24 protein-coding genes are annotated in these 24052 nt (G+C 59.8%); 17 read left to right on the top strand and 7 right to left on the bottom strand.

The annotated features are described in order from the left end of the window. Window positions 1–47 precede the first annotated feature (47 nt). The 6 genes from GSF67_RS17380 to GSF67_RS17355 all read left to right on the top strand — a co-directional run bounded on the left by GSF67_RS17380 (window position 48) and on the right by GSF67_RS17355 (window position 4684). The gene (locus GSF67_RS17380; protein WP_176072052.1) at window positions 48–827 is read left to right on the top strand and encodes an SDR family oxidoreductase; all 780 of its coding nucleotides are present in this window, start codon (window positions 48–50) and stop codon (window positions 825–827) included. Beyond that, a complete protein-coding gene (locus tag GSF67_RS17375) occupies window positions 824–1531 on the top strand; it encodes an amino acid ABC transporter permease (protein ID WP_006315971.1) in 708 nt (235 codons plus the stop codon). Before GSF67_RS17380 ends, GSF67_RS17375 begins: the two co-directional genes overlap by 4 nt. Continuing rightward, window positions 1528–2286, top strand: a complete 759-nt coding sequence (locus GSF67_RS17370) for an amino acid ABC transporter permease (protein WP_006315970.1) — start codon at window positions 1528–1530, stop codon at window positions 2284–2286. The genes GSF67_RS17375 and GSF67_RS17370 overlap by 4 nt, the downstream gene beginning before the upstream one ends. Further along, the gene (locus GSF67_RS17365; RefSeq protein ID WP_006315969.1) at window positions 2283–3047 is read left to right on the top strand and encodes an amino acid ABC transporter ATP-binding protein; all 765 of its coding nucleotides are present in this window, start codon (window positions 2283–2285) and stop codon (window positions 3045–3047) included. The genes GSF67_RS17370 and GSF67_RS17365 overlap by 4 nt, the downstream gene beginning before the upstream one ends. Before the next feature lie 30 nt (window positions 3048–3077). Continuing rightward, on the top strand, window positions 3078–3914 hold the full coding sequence (locus tag GSF67_RS17360; RefSeq protein WP_006315968.1) for an ABC transporter substrate-binding protein: 837 nt from the start codon (window positions 3078–3080) through the stop codon (window positions 3912–3914). Between the two features lie 95 nt (window positions 3915–4009). Next, window positions 4010–4684, top strand: a complete 675-nt coding sequence (locus GSF67_RS17355) for a 4-carboxy-4-hydroxy-2-oxoadipate aldolase/oxaloacetate decarboxylase (protein WP_006315967.1) — start codon at window positions 4010–4012, stop codon at window positions 4682–4684. Window positions 4685–4828: 144 nt separating this feature from the next. Here GSF67_RS17355 and GSF67_RS17350 read toward each other — a convergent pair whose 3' ends face one another. Together GSF67_RS17350 and GSF67_RS17345 are read right to left on the bottom strand one after the other, a co-directional pair. Beyond that, complete coding sequence (locus GSF67_RS17350) at window positions 4829–5668, bottom strand: type 1 glutamine amidotransferase domain-containing protein (protein WP_006315966.1); 840 nt, start codon at window positions 5666–5668, stop codon at window positions 4829–4831. Between the two features lie 83 nt (window positions 5669–5751). Further along, window positions 5752–6444 carry a type 1 glutamine amidotransferase domain-containing protein gene (locus GSF67_RS17345; RefSeq protein WP_006315965.1) on the bottom strand — a complete coding sequence of 231 codons (693 nt, stop codon included), beginning with the start codon at window positions 6442–6444 and terminating at the stop codon, window positions 5752–5754. A gap of 188 nt (window positions 6445–6632) precedes the next feature. Between GSF67_RS17345 and GSF67_RS17340 the strand changes: the two genes are divergently transcribed. Then, window positions 6633–7532: a LysR family transcriptional regulator gene (locus GSF67_RS17340; protein WP_006315964.1), complete on the top strand. Its 900-nt coding sequence runs from the start codon at window positions 6633–6635 to the stop codon at window positions 7530–7532. A gap of 25 nt (window positions 7533–7557) precedes the next feature. Here GSF67_RS17340 and GSF67_RS17335 read toward each other — a convergent pair whose 3' ends face one another. Next, window positions 7558–8682 carry a zinc-dependent alcohol dehydrogenase family protein gene (locus tag GSF67_RS17335; RefSeq protein WP_035216579.1) on the bottom strand — a complete coding sequence of 375 codons (1125 nt, stop codon included), beginning with the start codon at window positions 8680–8682 and terminating at the stop codon, window positions 7558–7560. A gap of 78 nt (window positions 8683–8760) precedes the next feature. Further along, window positions 8761–9669 carry a LysR substrate-binding domain-containing protein gene (locus GSF67_RS17330; protein WP_006315962.1) on the bottom strand — a complete coding sequence of 303 codons (909 nt, stop codon included), beginning with the start codon at window positions 9667–9669 and terminating at the stop codon, window positions 8761–8763. Window positions 9670–9824: 155 nt separating this feature from the next. Here GSF67_RS17330 and GSF67_RS17325 point away from each other — a divergent pair, with 155 nt between their 5' ends. The 3 genes from GSF67_RS17325 (at window position 9825) to GSF67_RS17315 (ending at window position 12944) form a co-directional block, all read left to right on the top strand. After that, a complete protein-coding gene (locus GSF67_RS17325) occupies window positions 9825–11006 on the top strand; it encodes an MFS transporter (RefSeq protein WP_006315961.1) in 1182 nt (393 codons plus the stop codon). Window positions 11007–11070: 64 nt separating this feature from the next. Further along, window positions 11071–12096 (top strand): LLM class oxidoreductase, encoded by a 1026-nt coding sequence (locus tag GSF67_RS17320; protein WP_006315960.1) that lies wholly within the window; start codon window positions 11071–11073, stop codon window positions 12094–12096. A gap of 14 nt (window positions 12097–12110) precedes the next feature. After that, a complete protein-coding gene (locus GSF67_RS17315) occupies window positions 12111–12944 on the top strand; it encodes an aldo/keto reductase (RefSeq protein ID WP_006315959.1) in 834 nt (277 codons plus the stop codon). Between the two features lie 106 nt (window positions 12945–13050). Here GSF67_RS17315 and aroE read toward each other — a convergent pair whose 3' ends face one another. Next, window positions 13051–13899 (bottom strand): shikimate dehydrogenase, encoded by an 849-nt coding sequence (gene aroE, locus GSF67_RS17310; RefSeq protein WP_006315958.1) that lies wholly within the window; start codon window positions 13897–13899, stop codon window positions 13051–13053. Continuing rightward, window positions 13889–15472 carry a GMC family oxidoreductase gene (locus GSF67_RS17305; RefSeq protein ID WP_006315957.1) on the bottom strand — a complete coding sequence of 528 codons (1584 nt, stop codon included), beginning with the start codon at window positions 15470–15472 and terminating at the stop codon, window positions 13889–13891. Before GSF67_RS17305 ends, aroE begins: the two co-directional genes overlap by 11 nt. A gap of 139 nt (window positions 15473–15611) precedes the next feature. On the opposite strand from GSF67_RS17305, the gene GSF67_RS17300 reads away from it, so the two are divergent. After that, window positions 15612–16505 carry an AraC family transcriptional regulator gene (locus GSF67_RS17300; RefSeq protein ID WP_006315956.1) on the top strand — a complete coding sequence of 298 codons (894 nt, stop codon included), beginning with the start codon at window positions 15612–15614 and terminating at the stop codon, window positions 16503–16505. Here the strand turns inward: GSF67_RS17300 and GSF67_RS17295 are convergent. Next, entirely contained in the window at window positions 16495–18513 is a 2019-nt protein-coding gene (locus tag GSF67_RS17295) for a mechanosensitive ion channel family protein (protein WP_006315954.1), read from the bottom strand. The genes GSF67_RS17300 and GSF67_RS17295 overlap by 11 nt on opposite strands. Window positions 18514–18848: 335 nt before the next feature. Between GSF67_RS17295 and GSF67_RS17290 the strand changes: the two genes are divergently transcribed. From GSF67_RS17290 to GSF67_RS17265, 6 genes are all read left to right on the top strand, one after another. Continuing rightward, on the top strand, window positions 18849–19388 hold the full coding sequence (locus tag GSF67_RS17290) for an Rrf2 family transcriptional regulator (protein ID WP_035216574.1): 540 nt from the start codon (window positions 18849–18851) through the stop codon (window positions 19386–19388). Window positions 19389–19589: 201 nt separating this feature from the next. Continuing rightward, complete coding sequence (locus GSF67_RS17285) at window positions 19590–20240, top strand: response regulator transcription factor (RefSeq protein WP_006315951.1); 651 nt, start codon at window positions 19590–19592, stop codon at window positions 20238–20240. Window positions 20241–20536: 296 nt separating this feature from the next. Then, window positions 20537–21295 (top strand): SDR family oxidoreductase, encoded by a 759-nt coding sequence (locus GSF67_RS17280; protein WP_006315950.1) that lies wholly within the window; start codon window positions 20537–20539, stop codon window positions 21293–21295. 77 nt (window positions 21296–21372) lie between these two features. Beyond that, a complete protein-coding gene (locus GSF67_RS17275) occupies window positions 21373–21786 on the top strand; it encodes a cupin domain-containing protein (protein ID WP_006315949.1) in 414 nt (137 codons plus the stop codon). Window positions 21787–21920: 134 nt separating this feature from the next. Then, on the top strand, window positions 21921–22352 hold the full coding sequence (locus GSF67_RS17270; protein WP_006315948.1) for a CBS domain-containing protein: 432 nt from the start codon (window positions 21921–21923) through the stop codon (window positions 22350–22352). Window positions 22353–22376: 24 nt separating this feature from the next. Next, complete coding sequence (locus tag GSF67_RS17265; protein ID WP_006315947.1) at window positions 22377–23867, top strand: mechanosensitive ion channel family protein; 1491 nt, start codon at window positions 22377–22379, stop codon at window positions 23865–23867. The last annotated feature ends 185 nt before the right edge of the window (window positions 23868–24052 follow it).

Here is a 24052-nt window from a genome sequence, read left to right as displayed (position 1 = left end):
GCAAATAAAGCTTCGCTAATCTCTATGGCAACGACAAGGGGATCAGAATGCCATTTTCCGATTACAAGACCGCATTGGTCACTGGCGCTTCGTCCGGTATCGGCGCTGCAGTCGTCGAGCGGCTGCGCCGCGAGAACATTGAAGTCCATGCCATCGCCCGCAGTGCCGATGCATTGAAGGAGCTGGCCGATCGGACCGGGTGTGTCGCGCATGTCATCGACGTAACCGATCGTGCTGCGATTGCCGACCTCGCAGGCCGGGTGCAGTTTGATATTCTGGTCAACAATGCCGGCGTGGATCGCCCGAAGAAATTTCTCGAGGCGGATGAAGCCGATATCGATCTTCTGGTCGACGTCAATCTGCGTGCCGTCCTCCACATCTGCCGGCTGATCGTTCCAGGCATGGTGGAGCGCGATCGCGGCCACGTCATCAATATCTCATCCATCGCCGGAAATTATAATTTCGGCGGCAATTCCACCTATCACGCCGTGAAGGCTGGCGTCGCCATGCTCTCGAACCAGCTTCGGATCGATGCATTCGGCAAGCGCGTGCGCGTGACGGAAATCTGCCCCGGCCGCGTGGCGACGGATATTTTCAGCCACGTTCACGACAATGATCCGAGCGTGCGCGAGCGCTTCATCGACGGTTTCGAATTGCCGAAGGCGGAAGACATTGCCGATGCGATCGGTTTTGCCATTGCCGCGCCGGTTGCCGTCAATATCGGCCATATGGAAATCACCCCGACATTGCAGGTCATGGGCGGCCTTCAAACTGCCAAGCCCCAAGCAGCAGCCGAGGAAGGCACAAAGAAGGAGCAGAAGCCGTGAGCGGCTTTGATCTTTCGGCTATCCTGAGCAATCAGGAATATATCGCGATGCTGCTGCACGGCATCGAGATGACCTTCATTATCTTCATCGGTTCGTGGTCGCTTGCCATGTCGCTCGCGCTCGTCCTCCTCTGCATCCGCTTTTCGCCTTCCCGCTTCGGAGATCGGCTGGTCGCAGCCTATGTTTCCTATCATCGCAACGTGCCGACACTGGTGCAGTTGATGCTATGGTACTTCGGCATCTTCACTCTGCTGCCTTCCGGCCTGACAGGCTGGCTGACTGAACATAACGCAGAAGCAATCTTCGCCGTGGTTGGCCTCGGCCTGTGTCAGGCGGCGTATTTCAGTGAGGATCTGCGTTCCGGTCTGCGCTCGGTCAGTCCGGGGCAGATGGAAGCGGCAAAGGCGCTGGGACACAGCTATCTCTCGGCGATGCGTTTCATCACAATGCCGCAGGGCGTGCGCAACGCGCTGCCTCCGCTCATCAATCACAGCGTCTCCCTGTTCAAGAACAGCAGTCTGGCGCTTGTCATCGGCGCGTCTGAATTGACCCATGCGGTCAAGGAAATCGAAAATCTGAGTTTCCAGACCTTCGAAATCTACCTCGTCGGCACGGTTCTCTATCTCTTCTTCTCGCTGTTGATCATGGGGGCCGGCGCCTATCTGTCGATACGCCTTGATCCGGCCTGGAGGGCGCGCGCATGATCGGGGATATCATCACCATCCTGCACGATTACTGGCTGCTGCTGCTGATCGGCCAATATCCGAACGGGCCTCTCGGCGGGCTCGCGAACACGCTCATTCTCTCGGCGCTCGCCATCGCTCTCGCTTTTCCGGTGAGTATCCTCATGGCGCTGGCGCGTTTGTCGGCATGGCACGTCCTGCGGTGGCCGGTGACGGCATTGGTCTACGTTACGCGCGGCGTGCCGTTGCTGATGCTCATCCTGTGGACCTATTTCCTCATTCCGCTCTGGACCGGTGCCGATGTGCCAAGTTTCGCCATCATGCTGGCAACGCTTGTCGTCTATCAGGGTGCATTCCTGAGTGAAGTGGTAAGGGCCGGCATCGTTGCCCTCAGCGTCGGGCAGATGGATGCGGCAAAAGCGCTTGGCCATAGCTACGGCAGTGCGATGCGCTTCATCATCCTGCCGCAGGCGCTCTACAACATGATCCCGAGCATGATCTCGACCTTCGTGGCGACGATCAAGGACACGACGCTCGGTTATGTCATCAATGTGCCTGATCTGACCTTTGCAGCGAGCCAGGTAAACAACCAGCTTCTGACGCAGCCCTTCCAGGTATTTCTCATTCTTGCGGTGGTCTATTACGCCCTCTGCTGGAGCCTGACCTATCTCGCAAATGCCGTCGAACGCCGCATCGCCCGCCGCCGCGCCGGCGTGGTGAGCCGCCCGCATCAGGCATCCTTGACGCAGGCCAAAATCTTAACGGAGCAGCCATGACCACGACCGCATCAGTGACGCCCCAGCAGACGATCCGCATCTCGAATGTCTGCAAGAGTTATGGCGATTATCAGGTTCTCAAGAACATCGACGCCGAAGTTGCGCGCGGTGAGGTGGTTGTCATCTGCGGCCCCTCCGGTTCGGGCAAATCGACACTGATCCGCACCGTCAATCGCCTGGAGGAAATCAATAGCGGTTCGATTACGCTCGATGGGCGGGACATTCACGCCGCCACGCGCACCAGGGAATTGAACCTTCTGCGCAGCCGCATCGGTTTCGTGTTCCAGAGTTTCAATCTGTTTCCGCATCTTTCCGTTGTCGAAAACGTCACGATTTCGCCAATCCGCGTAAAGGGTGTTTCGCCTGACATCGCGCAGCAAAAGGCACTCGCACTGCTTGAGCGTGTCGGTCTGGCCGAAAAGGCAGGCGCTTATCCCGGTCAATTGTCCGGCGGGCAACAGCAACGCGTGGCGATTGCGCGTGCGCTCGCCATGGAGCCGCCCGTCATGTTGTTCGATGAGCCCACCAGCGCGCTCGATCCGGAAATGGTGGGCGAAGTGCTGGCCGTGATGAAAGGCCTGGCGGCGGAAGGCATGACCATGCTGTGCGTCACCCATGAAATGGGGTTCGCGCGTGAAGTCGCGGACCGCATCTGGTTCATCGACGCCGGAGAAATACTCGAGAGAGCAACGCCGGAAGAATTCTTCAAGACACCCCGCCATCCCCGCGCGCAGCGGTTCCTCGCCGATCTGCGTCACTGATAACAGCCAAAATATAAAAGGAGAACAGCAATGAACTGGAAATGCCTTACACTTACCGCCGCAGTTCTGGGCGTCGCAGCCGCGTCGCCCGCTATGGCGGACCAACTCGATACGATCACGGCGAACAAGGTGCTGCGCTGCGCGACCTTCGCCGATGTTGTTCCCTTTGCCGCGCCGGATCCGAAAACCCGCGAGATGGCCGGTTTTGATGTCGATCTCTGCAAGGCCATCGCGAAGGAACTCGGGGTCAAGGCGGAGATCAAGCCCGTATCGGTCGAGGCCCGCGTTCCCGAAGTGAAGCTCGGCCGCGTCGATATCACCGTTGCCAATCTTGCCTACACACAAAGCCGCGCCGAGCAGATCCAGTTCAGCGACCCCTATTATCTCGCCAAGGAAATGCTGATCGTTCCGGTCGAGGATGCCGGCAAGAAGAAGTCCGACTATGAAGGCCAGCGTGTCGCTTCGACCAAGGGCTCGACCTCGGAAATGTCGATCAAGCTCAACAAGTCGGAGCCGTTGACCTTCCAGGATACGGCGTCCGCCTATCTCGCCGTTCAGCAGGGCAAGGCGCGCGGCATGGTGGCCAACACCATGACGACCACGAAATTCGTCAATGAATCCAAGACCAAGGGCAAGCCGATGCGGATGATCGAAGAGCCGATGCTCTATCAGCCGATCGGCATCGGCATGGCGAAGGATAATCCGGCCCTGACCGCCAAGGTCAATGAAATTCTCCGCAAGCTCGATGCCGATGGCGAGATCAACACGCTCTGGAACAAGTGGCTCGGCCCTGACACGGAATACAAGATGACCCGCACTGACAAGGTCGTCCCGCTTTCCGAGCTGAAGTTCGACCCCATCCCCTGATCTGCCGGCGTCCGCAGCATCGATTTCAACATCCACCTGAACTCAAATGCGAGCGGCGGGACGTTCCCGCCGCCAGCCTTACCGTGGGAGGTTTTATGATCCACATCAAAGATATAGCAGAACGGCCAAGCAAGGCGGACATCGAAGCGCTTTCGAAATTTTCGCCCGCCACCATCCATGAGGCGCAGGGTCGAAGAGGCGCATTGTCCTCCCGCCTCAAGCCGGTCGATTACCGGATGAAACTGTGCGGCCCGGCTTTCACCGTCAGATGCGCACCCCGTGACAACATCATGCTGCAGCTTGCGATCAATTACGCCAAGCCCGGCGATATCATTGTCGTTTCGGCCGGCGAATACGAGGAAGCGGGCTCGTTCGGTGACGTCCTGGCCAATGCCTGCCTTGCAAAAGGGATTGGCGGTTTGGTGACGGACACAGGCGTGCGCGACACGCTGCAACTGCGAGACCTCGGTTTCCCTGTGTTTTCCCTCAGTGTCTGCATCAAGGGGACCGTCAAGGAAACCATTGCAGCATTGAACGACAGCATTATCGTTGGCGGCGAGACCATCAATCCGGGCGATATTGTCGTCGGCGATGCCGATGGTCTGGTTGTGGTGCGTCGCGCGGAGGCACAGGAAGCCGCACGGCTGTCGCAAGCCCGTGAGGACGCCGAGGCGGGTTTCATAGAAGCTTACAAACAGGGTAAATCGGTGATCGAAGTCAGCAATCTGGAGCCTGTGCTAAAGGCGAAGGGGCTGGTTGTCGATATCTGATCTTGGAACTGGCAACCGCCGTTCAGTAATTCCTTTGGCGAAAATCGCCAAAGGTAAATTGCGGAATGCAGGCTGTCAGCCAATGGCAAGATTCCAATGGCTGACTGAAGGATGGCCGTTACCGGTACGTCTTCTTTGCCCGGCTTATCTCAGGCGCTTCAGCAGCTCTTCAGCCACGGCCGGGGCGGAGGCGGGGTTCTGGCCAGTGATCAGTTCGCGGTCGGTCGCGATATGGGACGTGAATGGCGTCTGGTTGCTGATGAATTCACCCCCGGCCGCTTCCAGCGCCGTCTGCGGGTAGAATTTCATTTCGCCGCCATTGAGCAGACCTTTGGCGATTCCCTCTTCTTCATTGCTGATGACGGTCATCTTGTAGCCGGCATAAATCCAGCCTTCGGCCTTGGTGGAACCGCCTGTCTCCAGTGTCGCGGTGAAGGCCGTCGCATCGGGCAGGGTGGACAGCAGGGCGATCGGTCCATGGCAGGCAAGTGCCGTGGTCTTGCCCTTGGTATGGAAGTCGGTCAGGAGCTTGCCCAGTTCCGGGCTGACGAGGAGGTCCTGCATCGGTGCATGACCACCGGGTACATAAACGGCATCGAAATGATCGTAACCGATCTGCTCGACACGCGCGAGGCTGACGACCGGCGACTTTTCCCGCGAAGTCAGGTTGAGCTTTTCGAGCAGCGCGCTGCTTTCTTCCATGGCGGCGACGTCGCCGCCGAAATGCATCTTGTCCACCGAGGATTTATCGAGGGTAGGGGCGCTACCCTTCGGTGTGGCGAAGGTGACGTCGTGACCGGCGTCCAGTAGTACCTTTACCGGCTGCATCAACTCGTTGAGATAAAAGCCGGTCTCGAAAACCTTGCCGTCTTTCAGGTCTAGGCGATCGGAATCCGAGAGGACGACCAGGACATTGGCCGCCTGTGCGCTGAATGCGCTTGTTCCAAGAGCAAGGGCGAGGGCGAAAGTGCGGATGGGTTTCATGTTTTTCTCCAGACATGGGCACTCCCTGCCCCGCATGGACGGGGAGCGCTGGTGTTTTGTTGTTGGTGGTGTGGTGACGCCGTTCAGGCGCTCAGGAGGTCGCGCAAGGCTTCGCCGACGCCGGTCGCCGATTGTGGGTTCTGGTCCGTGACCAGCCTTCCGTCGACGACGACCTTGGCTGTCCAATCGGCGGCCGGATGATGATGCGCGCCGCGCATGGTGAGCGTGCTGGCGAGCAGGAAAGGAACGATCCTGTCCAGCTTGACGGCGCGTTCCTCGTCATCGGTGAAGGCGGCGACATTCTTACCGGCAACGAGATGGGCACCGTCGCTCAACGTGACATTCACCAAGGCGGCAGGGCCGTGGCAAACCGCAGCGACAACGCCACCCGCCTCGTAAATGCTGCGGGTGAGGTCGTTGACCGCCGGGCTTGTCGGAAAGTCCCACATTGCACCGTGTCCGCCGGTGAAAAAGATCGCCGCGTAGTTTTTCGGGTCAAGATCGGCAAGGCGTGAGGTGTTGCGGATGGCGCTGCGGAAACCCTCGCTGCTCCAGTAGCGCGCATTGGTGGGGTCGTTGAGGTCAAGGCCATCGACCGGCGGCTCGCCGCCATCGATGGAAGCGAATTCGACCGCGATGCCGGCGGCGTCGAGGACGGCAAGAGGGTGGGTAACCTCACCGAGGTAAAAGCCGGTGGGCTCGCCCGTTTCGCCCTTGGTGCCATGGCTGGTCAGGACGAAAAGAACCGGTTTGATAGGCTGAGTTGCGTTTGTCATGAATTGCTCCCGACATCAGAGGTGAGGCTGGATAGCCTTTGACGAAGCAAACATATTGAAGCCGATGGAGCTGATAAATGCGCCTTCAGGGAATTCATTTGTTCTTGAAGAGACGAAATAACTTTATTGACGCGATGATCGGGGATAAGGCTGGCCGCAGACAACTGACTTATTCGCAAGGGGCCAAAATGGGGCGGCGGTTTGATCATCTCGGCGACGTGGAAGCATTCATCATCGTTGCCGAAAAAGGCTCGATGACCGAAGCAGCCGTTGCGCTTGCGACGACGGCATCGGTTCTCAGCAGGGCGATTACCCGCCTGGAAACCCGGCTTGGCGCGCAACTGATGCGGCGAACCACACGGCGCCTCAATCTGACGGATGAAGGCCGCGCCTATCTCGAACAGGCACGCGCGGCGTTTTCGATGATCGACGATGCGGAGCGGGCAATTCAGGGACCGACGGGAGCCTCGTTGACCGGCCATGTCCGCATCAGCGTGCCGACGACCTATGGCCACCACCGGCTGCCTGCCATGCTGGAACGTTTCATGCAGGCCTATCCCGAAGTCCAGATCGAATTGAGCATCACCAATCGCAATGTCGATCTGGTGGCGGAAGGTTATGATCTGGCGATCCGCCTCGGCCCCTTGCCCGATAGCGGGCTGGTGGCGCGCAAACTGGAAGACGCTCCGTTGCGTCTAGTGGCAGCCCCGCATTATCTCGAACGGGCGGGCATGCCGCGGGGTGTCGAGGACTTGGCGGAACACCAGTGTCTGCCTTTCGTGATGCCGAGCACGGGGCGTTGTGCGCCATGGCTGTTTCATGTCGACGGCCGAGATCTGGACTGGACGCCACCAGGGCGTATCCAGGTGTTTGACGATGTGCTGGGTGTGGTGTCCCTGGCCGAAAGCGGTCTTGGCATCTGCCAGACCTATGACTTCATCATTCGTGACCGCGTCAAAGAGGGGCGGCTTGTCGAGGTGCTGGACCATGCGCAGGGACGCTCCCGGCCTTTTTCGCTGATCTTTGCCCCGCACCGCCGCCTGTCGGCCGCGACACGCACGCTCATCGACTTTCTCGTGGAGAAATAATCGCGAGCGGGCTGTGTAGCCGGTTTCAGAATTCGATGACTTGCCGAACGGCGCTTCCGTCGTGCAGGCGGTCGAACCCTTCATTGATGTCTTCTAGCTTCAGCCTTCCGCTCAGAAGGCGGTTCACCGGCAACCGGCCGTCGCGATAAAGGGCGATGAAGCGCGGAATATCCCGGAGAGGCACGCAGGTGCCGATATAGCTGCCCTTGAGTGTCCGCTCCTCGCCGACGAGCTGCACGACGTTGACCGGCAGGGCCGCACCCGGCGGTGGCAGACCGGCGGTAACGGTGGTGCCGCCACGTTTGGTCATCCTGAAGGCGTTTTCGAGGGCGCGAATAGACCCTGCCATCTCGAAGGCATAATCGGCACCGCCGGAAGTGAGCTCGCGGACCTGCTCGACGGCATCCTCATCGCGTCCGTTCACGATGGCGGTCGCGCCCAGTTCGCTGGCGAGTGCAAGCTTTTCCTGCGAAAGGTCTACGGCGACGATCTTGCTGGCACCGGCCGCCCGGGCTCCGAGAACCGCGGCAAGGCCCACACCGCCAAGTCCGATGACGACCGTGGTTGAGCCGGCCCTGACCCTTGCCGTATTCACGACGGCGCCGACGCCAGTCAGAACCGCGCAGCCGAAGAGTGCCGCCTCGACAAATGGAAGATCGCGGTCGATCTTGACCAGCGAATTGCGCGACACCACGGCATATTCGGCAAAGGCCGACACACCAAGGTGATGATGGACGACCTCGCCATGATAGTTCAGGCGGGTGGCGCCACCCAGCAGCCTGCCTGCGGCATTGGCGGCGGCGCCCGGCTCGCACAGAGCGGGCCTGCCTTCCGCACAGGGCAGGCAATGTCCGCAACTGGGCATGAAGACCATGACCACATGATCGCCGGGCTCAAGATCGCGCACACCTTCGCCCAATGCCTCGACGACGCCTGCCGCTTCGTGCCCGAGCGCCATCGGCATCGGGCGGGGCCGGTCGCCATTGATGACGGAAAGATCGGAATGGCAAAGGCCTGCGGCGCGGATGCGGACGAGGACTTCGCCGGGGCCGGGCGGGGCAAGCTCGATCTCTTCGATCGCAAGCGGCCTGCTGGTGGCGTAAGGGCGAGACATATTCATCTCTCGCAATATAGCGGCTTTGACCTGCATTCTTTCTCCTTCCACGTAAAGTCGTTCATCAATGCCATCTTTCCACGGCATTGATAACACGCGCAATTCCATCAACTGCTATGCCCGGTCTTTGCCGACGTGTTCTGCCAGGAAGTCTATGAACGCGCGGATGCGGGTCGCAAGGTGCTCATGTCCGGCGAAGACGGCATGGATTTCTTCGACATCGTCGGGATTATAGTCCTCCAGCACGGGCACGAGCGTCCCGGCATCGATATCGGGCTGGACATGGAACTGGCCCACCCGGCCGAGACCACTGCCAGCAAGGCAGAGCCGGCGCATGATCATGCCGCTGTTGACGGAACTGTTGCCGGATACCGGCAGGCGGTAGATTTCCGTCGATCCCGGATCGCGAAACGGCCACTCATTGAGGCTGCGCCGGAAATTGAAACTGAAGCAATTATGGGCGGCGAGATCGGCCGGTGTCTGCGGCATGCCATGCCGTTTGATGTAGGAGGGTGAAGCGATAATGACCCGCCGGCTCTCGAGCAGTTTTCTCGCCTTCAGGGATGAGTCATCCATGGCCCCGGAGCGGATGGCGATATCCGTCCGCTCCTCGATCAGGCCGATGATGCCATCGGTCAGCGCGATATCGAGCTGGACTTCGGGATAGAGTTCGAGAAAGGCCGGTATGAGCGGAAGGAGAAACCTTTCGCCGAAGCCAACGGAAGCATTCACCCGCAGCAGGCCCCGCGGCACCAGTTTTCCACCCGCCGCCACGATCTGCTCCGTGTCGGCGATATCGGCCAGAATTCGCCGGGCCCGTGCCAGGTAGATTTCCCCCTCCGGCGTCAGCGTCATCATTCGGGTGGAGCGGACAAGCAGGCGGGTGCCGAGGCGGTCCTCGATGCGGGTGACGAGCTTGCTGACGGCCGATGGCGAAAGCTTCAGGCGTCGTCCCGCTGCCGAAAAACTCTGCAATTCCGCGGCGCTTACAAACACTTCCATTTCGCCAGTGCGATTGTCCATGTGTCCGTCCTGTGAATTCAATTCAAAGCTATTTATCCAATAGTGTCGATTATCACACAAGCCCTCTTCGACCATATTGCATCACAGCAATCCAACCCGACAGCAACGCTGTCCCTGCAACCCTCACCCGGGCGGTGAGCGGAGAGGAACCTGTCATGCCCCTAGCCATCTTCGCCTTGACGATCGCGGCCTATGCGATCGGAACAACGGAGTTCGTCATTGTCGGCCTTCTGCCGACGGTGGCGAACGATCTCCACATCACCCTGCCGCTTGCCGGCCTCATCGTCAGTGTTTATGCGCTTGGCGTCACCTTCGGCGCGCCGATCCTGACGGCGCTCACGGGCAGGATTGAAAGAAAGCCGCTTCTGCTTGGCCTGATGGCCCTGTTCATCGTCGGCAACACGGCAGCGGCCCTTTCGCCCAGCTATGAGATGTTACTCGTCGCCCGCGTGATCGCCGCCTTTGCCCATGGTGTCTTTTTCTCTGTCGGCGCGACCATTGCCGCCGATCTCGTGCCGGAAAATCGCCGCGCCTCGGCGATCGCCATGATGTTCATGGGTCTGACCGTTGCCATTGTCACCGGCGTGCCGATCGGCACCTATATCGGTCAGATATTCGGCTGGCGTGCGACCTTCTGGGCCGTTGGTGCGCTTGGTATCGTTGCCTTCGTTGCGATTGCGGTCCTGTTGCCGAACACGCTGAAAAAGGCTCCTCCGGCAAGCATTTTCGATCAGGTCCGCGTGCTTGGCTCCGGCCGTCTGCTGATCGTCTTCGCCATGACCGCACTTGGCTACGGCGGCACCTTCGTCGCCTTCACCTTTCTGGCGCCGATCTTGCAGGATGTCACCGGCTTTTCGGAATCCAGTGTCAGCCTAATCCTCGTGCTTTACGGCATCGCCATCGCCGCCGGCAATATCGGCGGCGGCAAGATCGCCAACCACAACCCGGTCAAGGCGTTGATCGGCCTCTTCGCCCTGCAGGCAATCGTTCTGGTGATCTTTTCCTTCACCGCGGTTTCACCGGTCTTGACCCTAATCACGCTTGTGGCCCTCGGCTTCCTGTCGTTCGCCAACGTTCCCGGCCTGCAACTTTATGTCGTGCAGCTTGCCAAGGAGCACCGCCCCGGTGCCGTCGATGTTGCCTCGGCACTTAACATCGCGGCCTTCAATCTCGGCATCGCACTTGGTGCATGGCTCGGAGGCGTTGTGGTGGAATCGCCGATGGGTCTTGGCGCGACCCCCTGGGTTGGTGCGATCCTGGTCGCCGTCGCCTTGTTGTTGACCATCTGGAGCGGCGCACTCGACCGCCGTGCAGCCCCCGTGCTCAACGCCGCCTGATGCCTGAAGGCCCGGCACATAGGTGCCGGGCCGAACCCACCCGATTTTATTCCGGAGAATTCTGATGTCCCCTTCAAACACAGGCCATTCTTCCGCGCTTGACCTCATTCGCAAACCCGCTGGCGGCCTGACGCTCGGTATCGAACTGCCGCTCGACAACGACTGGTCGCCGGAACGGGAAGAACAGCGCGTCAGGGAAGGCCGTCCCTTCGGCGTTCCCGATCTCACCCGCTATCCCGATCTCATCCGCCAGGTCGACCGTTCCGGTTTCGCCGCCGTGTGGATGCGCGACGTGCCGGTCTTCGACCCAAACAATTTCGGCGACGCCGGTTCGGTCTATGATCCCTTCGTCAATCTCGGTTACCTCGCTGGCCTCACCAAGAATGTCGCGCTCGGCACGGCAGCCATCGTCCTGCCGCTGCGTCACCCGATGATGGTCGCCAAGGCCGCAGCCTCCGTCGACCGGCTGTCCGGCGGACGGCTGATCCTCGGTGTCGCCTCTGGCGACCGGCCGGTGGAATATCCGCTGCTCGGTCTCGATTTCGAGGGCCGCGGCGAAGCGCTTCGTGATGCCGTCTCCTATATGCGCGCTGCCGGGAAGGCCGGCGGCCTGCCGCTCGGTGACGGCCGGATCGAACCCAGCCTCGATCTGCTGCCGAAGCCGCAGCAGCCGCAGATTCCGATGAACATTGCCGGGCAGGGCCAACAGTCGCCGGAATGGATCGCTGCCAATATGGAAGGGCGGTTCGTCTATCCCAACGGGCTGGAACGGCTTGCCGCTCAGGCGCGTGACTGGACTGCCGCCCGCAAAAGCCTCGGCCTGCCGCGTGGCGCCTTCGTCAGCGCTTTCCATCTCGACCTCGCCGACGATCCCGACGAGCGGCCGGCACCCCGCCGCTTTGGCGCGCGGCTCGGGCGCAATGCCTTCATCGATCATCTCAATGCGCTGGAAGACGCCGGCGTCGATCATCTCGCACTTCTGCTGCGGCCTTCACGGCGGCCGCTGGATGAGGTGATCGACGAATTGTCGCGCGATGTCCTGCCTGTCCTCAACCGCCAATCCTCCCCGGCGAAGACCGCTGCGGAATAACCAAGGAGAAACCCATGCACAACGTAACCGCCAATGGTGCCACCATTCCGGCCCTCGGCTTCGGCACTTTCCGTATACCCGGTTCCGATGTTCTCAGGATCGTTCCGCATGCGCTGAAGGTTGGCTTCCGCCATGTGGACACCGCGCAGATCTATGGCAATGAAGCGGAAGTCGGTGAAGCCATCGCCAACTCCGGCGTCGCCCGCGGCGATATCTTCCTGACCACCAAGGTCTGGGTCGAGAACTACGGGCATGATGCCTTCATCAAATCTATCGACGAGAGCCTGAAGAAGCTGAAGACCGATTATGTCGATTTGCTTCTGCTGCATTGGCCGAATGAAGCGGTTTCGCTTGCCGAGCAGATCGGCGCGCTGAACGAGGTGAAGGAAGCCGGCAAGGTTCGCCACATCGGCGTTTCCAACTTCAATACCGAGTTGATGGCTGAATCGGTCAAGCTCTCCAGGGCTCCGATCGTCACCAACCAGATCGAATACCATCCTTATCTCAGTCAGGACGTGGTCATCGCCGCGGCAAGAAAGGCCGGCATGTCGGTCACCGGCTATTTCGGCATGGCCGATGGCAAGGTCTTTAACGACCCGGTCCTTAGGGATATCGGTGCCCGGCATGGCAAGTCGGTCGCGCAGGTGGTGTTGCGCTGGCTCGTTCAGCAGGAAGGCGTCATTGCGCTGTCCAAGACGGTCGGCGAGGCTCGCGTTGCCGAAAACTTCGCGATTTTCGACTTCGCACTCTCGGCCGATGAAATGGCCGCCATCCATGCTCTGGCTGTTCCCGGCGGCCGCATCGTGTCGCCGGATGGTCTTGCGCCGGTCTGGGACAAGGCTGCCTGATATCCGGAGGGGAGGGGCATCCTGCTCCTCCCTCATCTGTTCAAATGCCCATCGTAGATGAAACGTGTCTTCGACAGGAGGAGCGGCGCTTCGTCTATCAATACCCTTAGAGATTGAGATCGACGAGGGCCTGCCGCATTACATAGGCGTCAACATCGACCCCGGTCCAATATTTGATGCCTATGACGCCCTGATTGACCAGCATGCCGAGACCATCGGCCGTCTTGCAGCCCGCGGCCTCTGCGGCACGGATCAGCCGCGTGCGCGGCGGATTATGGATGCCGTCGGCAACGACCATGGAGGGACGCAGCGTCTTCAGATCGATGTCGGGCAAGCCGTCTATATCAGGATAAAGGCCGACCGAGGTGGCGTGAATGACGATATCCGTCTCCTCGGGAATGGCGAAGGTGCCTTCCCATGCGGCGAAGACGGCGGTTGCGGGCGTCTTTTCGTCGATCAGCCGCGCTACGGTTTCACCACGTTCCCGGTTGCGGTTGACGATGGTGATATGCGCGGCACCGGCGAGTGCCACCTCGACACCCACCGCGCGCGCTGCCCCGCCGGCGCCGAAAAGCACGACCTTTTTGTCCTTCGGATCGATGACGTCGCGAAGCGCCTTGACGAAACCCTTGCCATCGGTGTTTTCGCCGATCAGCCTGTCGCCCCGCCGGACGATGGTGTTGACGGCGCCGATGATCTCGGCGGATTCCCCCAGACCGTCGAGATGCTGGATGACCGCGACCTTGTGGGGAATGGAACAGTTGAACCCGGCCCAGCCCATCGCGCGCGCACCCGCCACGGCATCCTTCAGGTTTTCGGGGCTGACCTCCAGATTGATGTAACGCCAGTTCAGGCCGTGATGCTGATAGGCAGCCTCGATCATGGCGACCGTCGGGTTCTCCCCGGCCGGCATGGCGAAGGAGCCGGTTATCTCGGCGAGAAAGTCATGGGGCATGGTTGTTCTCCGAAGATAAAATGTCATGGGCGCGAAGGCTTGAAAACCGGCTTTGACGAATATGATCGCCGACGCGCAGCGCCTGTGCTGCAACGGTGAGAGCGGGATTGAGTGCCGCCGAGGACGGAAAGAACCCGGCGTCGACGACATAGAGATTAGGGTGATCGTAGGTCTGGCACAGGGCGTTTAGCGCCGCCTCTTTCGGGTCGTCACCCATGCGCACGGTGCCACATTGATGCGACGGCGCCTCGATGCCGAAGGAATGGCCGAGAACGACGGGGAAACCATTTTTTCTCAACAATGAACGCATATGCCGCACAAATCGCTGATGGGCTTCCCGGTCGCCGGGACGGTAGATCACCTCCGCCCCATTTTTCCCCCACGGCTTTACCCGGCTGTCATATTTCGGCGTGTCCTCCGACATGACGAGAAAATCGACACTGTGGCGGGCAAGAAGATTGGCAAGAGGTCTTGGCATCCAGGGATAGGCGGCGCGGATCATCGGGCCTTGAATGTTGCCCAGCATCTGGACATTGCCGCGGGCGGCCTCATCGCCCGGCGTGCCGTCATAAAAGTCGTTGAGCGACATTGTTTTCGGGAAACGGGTGTCGTTGATGGTGAAGGGCAACAAGCCCATCAGCCCGCTCAGATGGTGGTTCATCAGGTAACGGCCGACGACACCGGAGGAATTGGCAAGGCCGTTGGGGTTCTTCTCGTCTGCCGAGCGAAGCAGGATGAGGGCAGAGTTGATGGCACCCGCCGAGAGAACGAAAAGCGGCGCCTCGATTGTCTTGATTTCGCCCGCCCGTTCGATTTCCACCGCCACGATGTGTTTGCCATCGTCATCGGCAATCAGCCGGCGCACCCGCGCGCCGGTCAGGAGCGAGACGTTGGGGTGTTGTAATGCCGGGTGCAGAAGCCGGGTCTCTGCATCGCCCTTGGCGTCGAAACGGCACACGAAGGCATCGCAGGTGCCGCAGCGTCGACAGAGGCCGCCGGGGCCATAGTCGATTGCCGAGGGCATGTGGAAGGGGTGCAGGCCGAGCTGCTCGAAGCCCTTCGCCACACGGCCGATGACGGGCTCGTGGGGGATCGGCGCATGCATGTAGGGTGCTGAGCGCGGTGGCTCGGTCGGATCGTCTCCGGCCCGGCCCCTGACGCCGAAAAGCCGTTCGGCCTCGGCGTAGAATGGCTCCAGTTCCGCATAGGAAACAGGCCATGCGGGCGAAACCCCATCCTCATGCTCGACTTCGCGAAAGTCGCGGTCGCGAAAACGGAACATGGCGGTTCCGTAGAACTTGGTATGGCCGCCGACGTAATAATATTGCCCGGGGCGATAGGTGCGTCCGGTTTCGTCGCGGTAGAGATCGGTGGTGCGATAACGGTTTTGAACGAAAACGGCTTCCGCGTCGGCATTTTCGGGTTCGTTCGGCAGCTTTTCTCCCCGCTCGATGATCAATATCTTCGCACCCGTCGCGGCAAGCTTCAGCGCGACCGCGCTTCCGCCGACGCCGGAGCCGATGATGACGATATCCGGTTTGCTGCCGGGGTCTCCCTGTGAGCTGAAAGACATGTTTCCTCCTCGTCCTCTTCACGGCCTGCTTTTTAACGGAGGATAATCATCGCGGCTGCATCGACCATTCCCGCTTGCGGCGTTTTCTTGTATGATTGCCGCATCCTGCTGCCGTGATTTGCGAGAAAGGTCGAAAGAGATGGAGCCATGGTTCGAGGCCGTCAGTGTTCCGGCCGACCGTTCGTGGCTGCTGTTCGATCGTCGTCTGCCGGAATTTCCCTTCAACTGGCATTACCATCCCGAATTCGAGCTGACCCTGACACTCAACAGCGCCGGCATGCGCTTTGTCGGGGATTCGGTGGAAAACTATGGCGATGGCGATCTTGTTCTTCTCGGCCCGAACCTGCCGCACGCCTGGCAGTCGCATGGCTTGATAAACGCGCCGGGTGTTCATCGGGCGGTGGTCTGCTGGTTTACCCGTGACTGGATCGAGGGCTTGATCGCGCTGACGCCGGAACTGAGCGCCATCACGCCGCTGCTCGTTGAAAGCGGCCACGGCATCTGTTTCGGCGAGGGCGCGCTGGCGAAAGTGCGTGAGCGTCTGGCGACATTGCATAAAATCGCGCCGGAACAGCAGATATTGACGCTGCTTGGCGTTCTCGTCGATCTCGCGCGCGTATCTGACCGCAGGCCGCTTTCGGCCGTAGAGGTGACCGCCAGCACCGCGCCGCGGGATCGGGCGCGCATGCAGCGGGTTCTCAATCATATTCACGCCCATTACACCGGGACCATAAGCATCAAGCCCCTGAGCGAGATAGCGCATCTCAGCGACAGCCAGTTGCAGCGGCTTTTCAAGCGCTCGACCCGCATGACGATCAGTCAGTATATCGGCCAGTTGCGTGTTGGTGGTGCATGCCGTCTGCTCGCGCAGACGGATCTGTCTCTCGCCCGGATAGCCGAGGAGACCGGCTTTTCCGATGCCGCGCATTTTTCGCGCCAGTTCCGCGCGGCCAGAGGCATGACGCCGGGTGATTACCGGCGGCAGTTCGACCAGACCCAGCGCTGGCAATCCGCAGCCGGCGCTAAAGACTAGTGCTGTCTTCCTGCTCGCCTGCCCTGGCGAGAAGCTGCGACTGATAGGCTGCAGCTGTCGCCTCCGGCGTCTTGCCGCCGCCGACCTGAATGCTTGGCTGAGCGAAGGCGATGCCGTTTTTCTGGAAGGCCTCGCGCAGCATCGCGTAGGCGGAGCGGCGGATGAAACTTTGCTGGCTGGTCGGCACGGTGACCATGGCGAAGCTGATGGCGATCCCGTATTCGCCAAATTCCTCGACACCCTTCATTTTCAGAGGCTGGATGAAGAGGCGCCCGAGTTCCGGATCGCCCAGCAGCTCCTGGCCAATCGCCTTGCCGATCTTGCGGGCCTTCTCGATGTCAGTGTCATAGGGCACGGTGACGGAGAATTTTATCTTGGACCAGTCCCGGCTCATATTCTCGACCGCGCCGAGTTCGCCGAAGGGAACGGTGAAGAGCGGCCCACGATGATGTCGCAGCTTGACCGAACGAAGGCTAAAACCTTCCACGGTTCCCTTGTAGTTCTTTGCCTGAATATATTCGCCGACCCGGAAGGCATCGTCAAAAAGGTAGAAGATGCCGCTGATGACATCGCGCACCAGCGCCTGAGAGCCGAAACCGATCGCCACGCCGAAAATGCCTGCGCCGGCTATCAGCGGACCGATATCGACACCGAGCTGGCCGAGGATGACGAGACCTGCGACGATGAAAAGCGAAACCGCCAGCACATTGCGCAGAATCGGAAGCAGCGTGTGAAGGCGGGTGGCGTGGGTTTCCTCCGTGGGATTTTCGGCCTCCGAACCGGCCGGGGCTGTCATGATGTTGCGATCGATGGCCGCCTTGGTGAGATGCCACACCAGATCGGCAAGCAGCAATATGACGATGCTTTTCAGAAATCCGTAGAACAGGGTCGCTGTCTGCGGGTCGCCATGGCCGATCATGTGGCCGTCCTTGTCCCAGACGGTGGCTATCCAGGCAATGGCAAGCCCGGTGATCGCCGCTCTGGCGCCGCGAACAAGAAGGACGCTCCGGCTGTCCGACGCCGGCATCAGGAAATGAACCGCAACATAGTCGCGTATGGCGTGGCCGATGGCGCGCATCATGGGTGGAAGCAGGAGAATATAGAGGCCGATCCAGAAGGCTGTTCTGAGATCAAGGCACCAGAGCAGCCAGACAGCAGCAAGATGAAGGCAAAGCAGGCTCCTTGTCGCGACACTCCGGTTAACACTGTGCCAGACGAGTTCGACCGAAAGCCCCAACATGATGCAGGATATGAGAAAGGCAGCCGCTTGAAGAGCGTTGGCATCAACGTCGAGAATCGTACCTGTCGCCGTCGAGACCGTCATGGCGAGCCCAAGGCCGACGATTATCTTTAACCGCCCATGAACTTCCGGATGAGCGGCATGCCCGATGGCCGTCGCCACAAGGCGATAGGCAACGAAGGCCAGAAGACAAAAGGTGGCCACAAGCCGAACGAGGGGCGGCGATTGGATTGCAAATAATGAGACCGCCATGAAAGCCGCAAAAACAACGGTCGGCAGGTAATGTTCGATCCCCTTGCCGTGCTGTTGCCACCTCCGGCGAAAAAACCATTCCGCCATTATTCCCAGCGCGACGAGCAGAGAGAGAAAGATGGAGGCCGTGGTGTGGCCGTTGCCCGTTGCATCCGCCCGCAGGCGAAGGAAAACCCGCTCGATTTCGCTGGAAATATCCGGCACTGCCGAGATCACCGTTTGGAAACGATCGCGCGCGCGTCCCTCCCACGTCGCCATTTCCCTGATCACATCACCCATCGAGGTTGTTTCAGGAGAGCTGGTTTCGGCGGATGCGACAGTGCCGGTCTTCTGCCCGGCCTGGACCTCTATCCAGCGGCGGATTTCGGGATCTTTGAACAGTCGCATCAGGTCGTCGATCTTCTGCGAGGCCGATGTCTCGGGCGAGCTGTCTTGCTGCGCGACATCCGGGAGCGGAACCTGCGCCAGGGTAGGAGTCGTGCCGAGAAACACAAATAATGCCGCGAGCCATTTCATGAGTGCTTTCGCTATCTTTGCTGCAATACGCCTTGCGGTTCATGAGGCTTTTGCCCCTCGCACCGCCTCCCGTTCTCACAATCCATCTCAGGCGCCGGTCCTTGATGGACGAAACGATGCCATGCGGGCAGCATCTCCGCCCAGCCATACGAAGGGGTCGCTCCTGCTGACAACTTGGCGCGTCCAGCTAACCTTTCGGCTTGCTCGTATAATTGATCGGGTTAGGCCGCTGGCCTTGCGCGGTGGCGCTGTTTGCATGGGATAACAGCAGTGCTTCAGCAGCCGGTTCAAATTGACGCTTGCCAGCCATAACTCGGACAATTATAGTCCGTGTTATGGCTCAGATGACGGTAGGTGTGGAATACGGGTTGCATTGTCTCCTGTGGTTGGCGAGTTCTCCTGGCGCTCCGCTCAGCAGTCGCGATCTGGCTGAACTGCAGGGAATTTCTCCGAGCTTTCTGGCGAAGATATTTCCGAAGCTGGAGAAGGCAGGGATCGTGTCCGCATCCGAGGGGATCAAAGGCGGATATCTGCTGGCAAGGCCGCCTGGAGATATCACCGTCCTCGAAGTCGTCGACACCATCGAAGGCAGGAAGCCGCTGTTTGACTGTCAGGAAATTCGAGGTCGCTGTGCCGTTTTTCGGCAGCGTCCGCCTTCATGGGCGACCAAAGGTGTCTGCGCGATCCATGCGGTGATGTTGCGCGCGGAAAAAGCGATGCGGGATTCGCTCGCAAGTCAGACGCTGGCCGATATAGCCGGCGATTTCGGGCGCAAGGCCCCGCCGGAATTCTCCGAGGACGTCCGCCAATGGCTTGATCTCAAGGTGAAGAGACGGACCCGCCGGACAGTCGCGGAAGATGGGTCGTTGCCTTGACCTGAGAATTGAGCAGGAGACCAGATTGCCGGTCGACGCGGTTGCTGAGGCAGATGAGGATAGGGTGAAGCGATGAAGGATACAGTCATTTTGGCCGATAACGACGTTTTTCACCCGGTGATGCGCAATCGACCGCGGTGCGATGAGGCTGGTGAGCCGTGCATCGTTACCCCCGCAACCCGCCGTTTCGGGAGATGATGAATGGCCACCGCCACTGTCGCTGCGGATGAGCCGCTGGTTCTCGTCGTCGATGATGACGAAGACGTTCGCCACTCCCTTCAGGAGCTCATGGAATCGGTAGGCCTCGCCGTCGCCTGTTTTTCTTCGTCCCGGGAACTTTTGAACGTCGGCCTTCCCGACCGGCCTGGCTGCCTGGTGCTGGATGTTCGCATGCCGGGCGCAAGCGGCCTTGACCTGCAACAGCAGCTCTCGACGCGTGGCGTCACGAAACCCATCGTCTTTCTCACGGGATATGGCGATATTCCGATGACCGTGCAGGCCATGAAGGCAGGTGCCGTCGATTTCCTGACAAAACCGGTGCGGGACCAGACATTGCTGGACGCCGTGATTGCCGGAATTCAACGAGACGTGGAACAGCGGGCCCAGGCGGAAAATATCCACCAGCACGTCACCCGGTTTGACACTCTCACACCCCGTGAACGCCAGGTCCTTGGCGAAGTGGTGCGCGGCCGCCTCAACAAGCAGATCGCTTTCGAACTCGGAATAAGCGAGATCACGGTGAAGCTCCACCGCAGCAATGTGATGCGCAAGATGCGCACCACGTCCGTCGGCGAATTGATCCGCGCGTGGGATTCACTGCCCTCTAGCCTGCGTGAAAAGCCGCAAGCCTGAGCCTGAACGCCGTCACCTTATTTTCAGTCGCTATGCCATGACCCTCAATGGGGCGCGAGGCCGCCTCTCGTCGCGGGCCGTCGTCGCATCGGGGTCGATCGGCGCATCTAATCACCCGATCTATCCTACCTGTACTCCGGGACTAGATGGTCGATGCCTCCGTTCGATAGGCGAACGACCCGCCGTGACGCATTGTCCCCGAAGGAAACAGCGTCGCTAATCGAGGAAGCGGTCTCGGCAAAGGCACGCAGGCAGTTCCGGAAATTCAAATCAAACTTGAAACCAGGAGATTGGACATGAAAATCGTTGTTATCGGAGGGACCGGCCTCATTGGTTCGAAGACCGTCGAACGGCTTCGCAAGAAGGGGCACGAGGTGCTCGCCGCTTCTCCGAATTCGGGTGTGAACACGGTGACGGGAGAAGGCCTCGCCGGAGCGTTGGTGGGTGCGGAGGTTGTGATCGATCTGGCGAATTCGCCTTCCTTCGAAGAAAAGGCCGCCATGGATTTCTTTGAAGCGGCCGGTCGCAATCTTTTTGCGGCGGAAAAGACCGCGGGGGTTCGCCACCACGTCGCTTTATCGGTTGTCGGTACTGACCGTATGCAAGAAATGGGATATTTTCGCGCCAAGCTGCGTCAGGAAGACCATATCCGCAAGTCGGGTGTTCCCTACACTATACTGCATGCGACCCAGTTCTTCGAGTTCGTCGGCGCCATCGCCCAATCCGCAACCGAAGGCACGACTGTTCGCGTGCCGACCGGTGCATTCCAGCCGATTGCGGCAGACAATGTCGCCGATGCCATGGCTGATGCCGCTCTTGCCGCGCCGGTGAACGGTGTGATCGAGATCGCCGGCCCGGAGCGTGCCCCGATGAACGAATTCATCGCGCGTTACCTCAAAGCCACCAACGATCCGCGCAGCATCGTCGCCGACCCACGTGCTCGTTATTTCGAGGTCTCCGTCGACGACCGGACGCTGGTTCCGGATGATGGCGCCCGCCTTGGAGCTATCCGCTTCGAAGACTGGCTGGCGCTCTCCGCCGCCCAGAAAAAATAAGCGGTTTGCGCTCACGAAACCCTATCGGCCTCGCCGGTCTTTCGGGACCGCGGGCCTCCAATTTCAGGAGTTGAAAAATGATCAGAACACTTCTCTGCGCAACGGCTCTCGTCCTTGCCTCCGTGGCTGCGGCGACGGCGCATGACACCAATAGCGGTGAAAACGTAAAGGTGGTTTACGACCAGCCACTGCCGAATGTGCCGGGCAAAAGCTTGAAGGGCGTGCTCGTCGAATATGCCCCAGGCGGCACGTCGCCGGCTCATACGCATCCCAATTCCGCATTCATCTACGCGACTGTTCTTGAGGGTGCGATCACCAGCCAGGTCAATAATGGGCCGGTGACCGTCTATCACGCCGGCGAGAATTTCTCCGAGTATCCGGGGGACCATCATGCCGTCAGCGAAAATGCAAGCAAGACGGAACGCGCGCGCCTGCTTGCCGTGTTCGTGGTCGATACCAACGAAACCAATCTGACGGTCTACGAAAAATAAGCTGACTGCGAAAAGTGCGATCCTCGCCGCACTTTTCGCAGTAGGGTGGCGCCGGTAAGCGGCGCCACCCTAGGTTCCCATAGTCAAATTGATGGTCCCGGCTGCGCCAATGCGCGCCGTCAGGAGGAATTTTCATGCGTATCGAAAAACTCTATCCCATGACGTCGGCGCGCCTGATGATGATCGATGTCGCCGCCACACTCCAGGTGGCGGCCCTGACGCTTTCCAATCCAGGGATTGGGCTTGCCGTCGTTCGCGAACGAGGCGGCAAGGCTGCGGGCGTGCTCAGCAAGTCCGACCTCATCCGGCATATGACGGATGGCGAGCAGGAGGCGAGCGTTGAATCTCTGATGAGCCGAAACATTGTTTCCTGCAGCCCGGCAGACGAATTGCAGACGGCATGGCAGGTGATGGTGGACAATCGCGTCCAGAACATGCCGGTGCTCGACGCGGATGCAAGGCCACTCGGCGTCCTCGATATCCGCGATGCGCTGAAAGTGCTCTTCGAACAGGAGCAGCTGCAGGAACACATGCTGGCGAACTACATCGCCGGCATCGGTTATTGACCACCGGAGATCGCGAGGATCACGATGCTGCAGGCATATATGGGTGAAATCGCCGCTGCGCCGCTCGTATGGCTGATCATTCTCGGTCTTGCCGGAATGGCGGTGTGGAAGCGCATCGGTTCGCAGCGCTCCAATCTTCGTCTTGTGGTGCAGATCGCCTTTTTCGGGGCGATGACCTCAGTTCTCGTTCTCGGAAAAATTCCGCTCGGCCCACCGAAAGATTTGTGGACCGGCGATGAGCATGCCGTTTTTATTGTCTTCGCCCAATTGTTGTGGTGGCTTCATCTTTCCTGGGCGGTTATCGGTTTCGTGCGAATCTATCTGGTGCTGGAGGGTAGGCCGCGCGAGGCTCGTCTGTTGCAGGATATCGTCGTTGGCGTCGTTTATGTGTGCGTCACGCTGTCGGCCCTTGCTTTCGTGTTCGGTGTTCCGGTCGGAACGCTGGTTGCAACATCAGGCGTTATCGCCATTGCCCTCGGCCTTGCCCTGCAGAACACGCTGGGTGATGTCTTTTCCGGCGTTGCTCTCAACCTTGGCCACACCTATGCGCTGGGTGACTGGATTCTTCTTGAGGATGGTACGGAAGGCCGGGTGATTGCGAGCACATGGCGTTCGACGCAGATCCTGACGGGTGCGAATAATATCGTCGTTCTGCCCAATAGTGTTCTTGCCAAGCTGAAGCTGACCAATGTCAGCCGGCCCGATGAAACGCATCTTCTCAAGATGACGGTCCGGCTGGTGCCGACACACGCTCCATCCATGATCGAGGAGGCCATGACGACGGTTCTGGCCGGTTGCAACTCGATCATGAGGGAACCGCCGCCGTTGGTTTCGATGAGCGGTCTGGATGCCTCAGCGCTGGAAATCCATCTGTTTTTCCGGGTGAGCAATCCGATGCTGCGGATAAAGGCCCAGAATGAGGTGATCGACCGGTTCTATCGCCATTGCCGGTCGATTGGATTGCAGCTCGCGATGCCTCCTTCAGCGATCGCCATCATGAACGGTGTTGGGTCTACGGAGATTTCCCGGCGGGCTGAAGCCACCTTGCAGGAAGTCATCGACGAAAATCCGATCCTCTCCAGATTGACCAGGGCTGAAAGAGAAAAACTGGCGCAGTCGGGCAGCGAACGTGAGTATCGTCAAGGTGAGGTCATCGTCGCCGAAGGACAGGCTTTGCCTTCGATGATGATCATCCGTACCGGCGTCGTCTCGATGCAGCATGGCGAACAGGAAAAAAGACGCCTTTCTCCTGGAGATTTTTTTGGCGAAACAGGGCTCCTTGAGGGAATGGGCGAAGCCTATACCCTGCTGGCGCTGACGCGGGTCACCGCTTATGAAATCGACCAGAAAAGTTTCGCGCGGCTGATCGCCGAGCGCCCGGCGATAGCCGAGGAGGTTACGACGATGCTTTTGGCAAGTTCCGGTAACGTCAGCCAGCTGCCACTCACGCAGGCAAAACATGAACGCAATGCCTCCGCTTTCCTGAAGTCGATCCGGACGATCTTCAGTACCTGAATAGCAGGATAGTGCTGTCGGGAATGCTCCGGGAACAAGCGCCTGCGCGCAGGTCCTGCCCGTACCGACCACGGGCCGCAGGGTTGGTGCGCGGTGATGACCCTCTAAATCCTCGCCCTATCCTTCGGAACAGGTGTCCTTGTCGCAAGCTCCGGTATACCGTTCTCGCCAGATGGCTGTGCTGC

This window comes from Agrobacterium sp. CGMCC 11546 (assembly GCF_013365515.1).
Taxonomy (GTDB): domain Bacteria; phylum Pseudomonadota; class Alphaproteobacteria; order Rhizobiales; family Rhizobiaceae; genus Agrobacterium; species Agrobacterium fabrum.
The sequence above is the reverse complement of the archived record's forward strand: the minus strand, read 5'-3'. Positions and strand labels throughout refer to the sequence as shown.

What these genes read in the sequence shown, in the direction of transcription:
- GSF67_RS17270 (WP_006315948.1), top strand. Translation starts at nt 21,921, where the DNA reads ATGCGTATCGAAAAACTCTATCCCATGACGTCGGCGCGCCTGATGATG.
- aroE (WP_006315958.1), bottom strand. Translation starts at nt 13,899, where the DNA reads ATGCCCCATGACTTTCTCGCCGAGATAACCGGCTCCTTCGCCATGCCG.
- GSF67_RS17365 (WP_006315969.1), top strand. Translation starts at nt 2,283, where the DNA reads ATGACCACGACCGCATCAGTGACGCCCCAGCAGACGATCCGCATCTCG.
- GSF67_RS17360 (WP_006315968.1), top strand. Translation starts at nt 3,078, where the DNA reads ATGAACTGGAAATGCCTTACACTTACCGCCGCAGTTCTGGGCGTCGCA.
- GSF67_RS17340 (WP_006315964.1), top strand. Translation starts at nt 6,633, where the DNA reads ATGGGGCGGCGGTTTGATCATCTCGGCGACGTGGAAGCATTCATCATC.
- GSF67_RS17380 (WP_176072052.1), top strand. Translation starts at nt 48, where the DNA reads ATGCCATTTTCCGATTACAAGACCGCATTGGTCACTGGCGCTTCGTCC.
- GSF67_RS17335 (WP_035216579.1), bottom strand. Translation starts at nt 8,682, where the DNA reads ATGCAGGTCAAAGCCGCTATATTGCGAGAGATGAATATGTCTCGCCCT.
- GSF67_RS17355 (WP_006315967.1), top strand. Translation starts at nt 4,010, where the DNA reads ATGATCCACATCAAAGATATAGCAGAACGGCCAAGCAAGGCGGACATC.
- GSF67_RS17325 (WP_006315961.1), top strand. Translation starts at nt 9,825, where the DNA reads ATGCCCCTAGCCATCTTCGCCTTGACGATCGCGGCCTATGCGATCGGA.
- GSF67_RS17370 (WP_006315970.1), top strand. Translation starts at nt 1,528, where the DNA reads ATGATCGGGGATATCATCACCATCCTGCACGATTACTGGCTGCTGCTG.
- GSF67_RS17320 (WP_006315960.1), top strand. Translation starts at nt 11,071, where the DNA reads ATGTCCCCTTCAAACACAGGCCATTCTTCCGCGCTTGACCTCATTCGC.
- GSF67_RS17295 (WP_006315954.1), bottom strand. Translation starts at nt 18,513, where the DNA reads ATGAAATGGCTCGCGGCATTATTTGTGTTTCTCGGCACGACTCCTACC.
- GSF67_RS17350 (WP_006315966.1), bottom strand. Translation starts at nt 5,668, where the DNA reads ATGAAACCCATCCGCACTTTCGCCCTCGCCCTTGCTCTTGGAACAAGC.
- GSF67_RS17275 (WP_006315949.1), top strand. Translation starts at nt 21,373, where the DNA reads ATGATCAGAACACTTCTCTGCGCAACGGCTCTCGTCCTTGCCTCCGTG.
- GSF67_RS17345 (WP_006315965.1), bottom strand. Translation starts at nt 6,444, where the DNA reads ATGACAAACGCAACTCAGCCTATCAAACCGGTTCTTTTCGTCCTGACC.
- GSF67_RS17330 (WP_006315962.1), bottom strand. Translation starts at nt 9,669, where the DNA reads ATGGACAATCGCACTGGCGAAATGGAAGTGTTTGTAAGCGCCGCGGAA.
- GSF67_RS17285 (WP_006315951.1), top strand. Translation starts at nt 19,590, where the DNA reads ATGGCCACCGCCACTGTCGCTGCGGATGAGCCGCTGGTTCTCGTCGTC.
- GSF67_RS17265 (WP_006315947.1), top strand. Translation starts at nt 22,377, where the DNA reads ATGCTGCAGGCATATATGGGTGAAATCGCCGCTGCGCCGCTCGTATGG.
- GSF67_RS17290 (WP_035216574.1), top strand. Translation starts at nt 18,849, where the DNA reads ATGGCTCAGATGACGGTAGGTGTGGAATACGGGTTGCATTGTCTCCTG.
- GSF67_RS17280 (WP_006315950.1), top strand. Translation starts at nt 20,537, where the DNA reads ATGAAAATCGTTGTTATCGGAGGGACCGGCCTCATTGGTTCGAAGACC.
- GSF67_RS17305 (WP_006315957.1), bottom strand. Translation starts at nt 15,472, where the DNA reads ATGTCTTTCAGCTCACAGGGAGACCCCGGCAGCAAACCGGATATCGTC.
- GSF67_RS17315 (WP_006315959.1), top strand. Translation starts at nt 12,111, where the DNA reads ATGCACAACGTAACCGCCAATGGTGCCACCATTCCGGCCCTCGGCTTC.
- GSF67_RS17300 (WP_006315956.1), top strand. Translation starts at nt 15,612, where the DNA reads ATGGAGCCATGGTTCGAGGCCGTCAGTGTTCCGGCCGACCGTTCGTGG.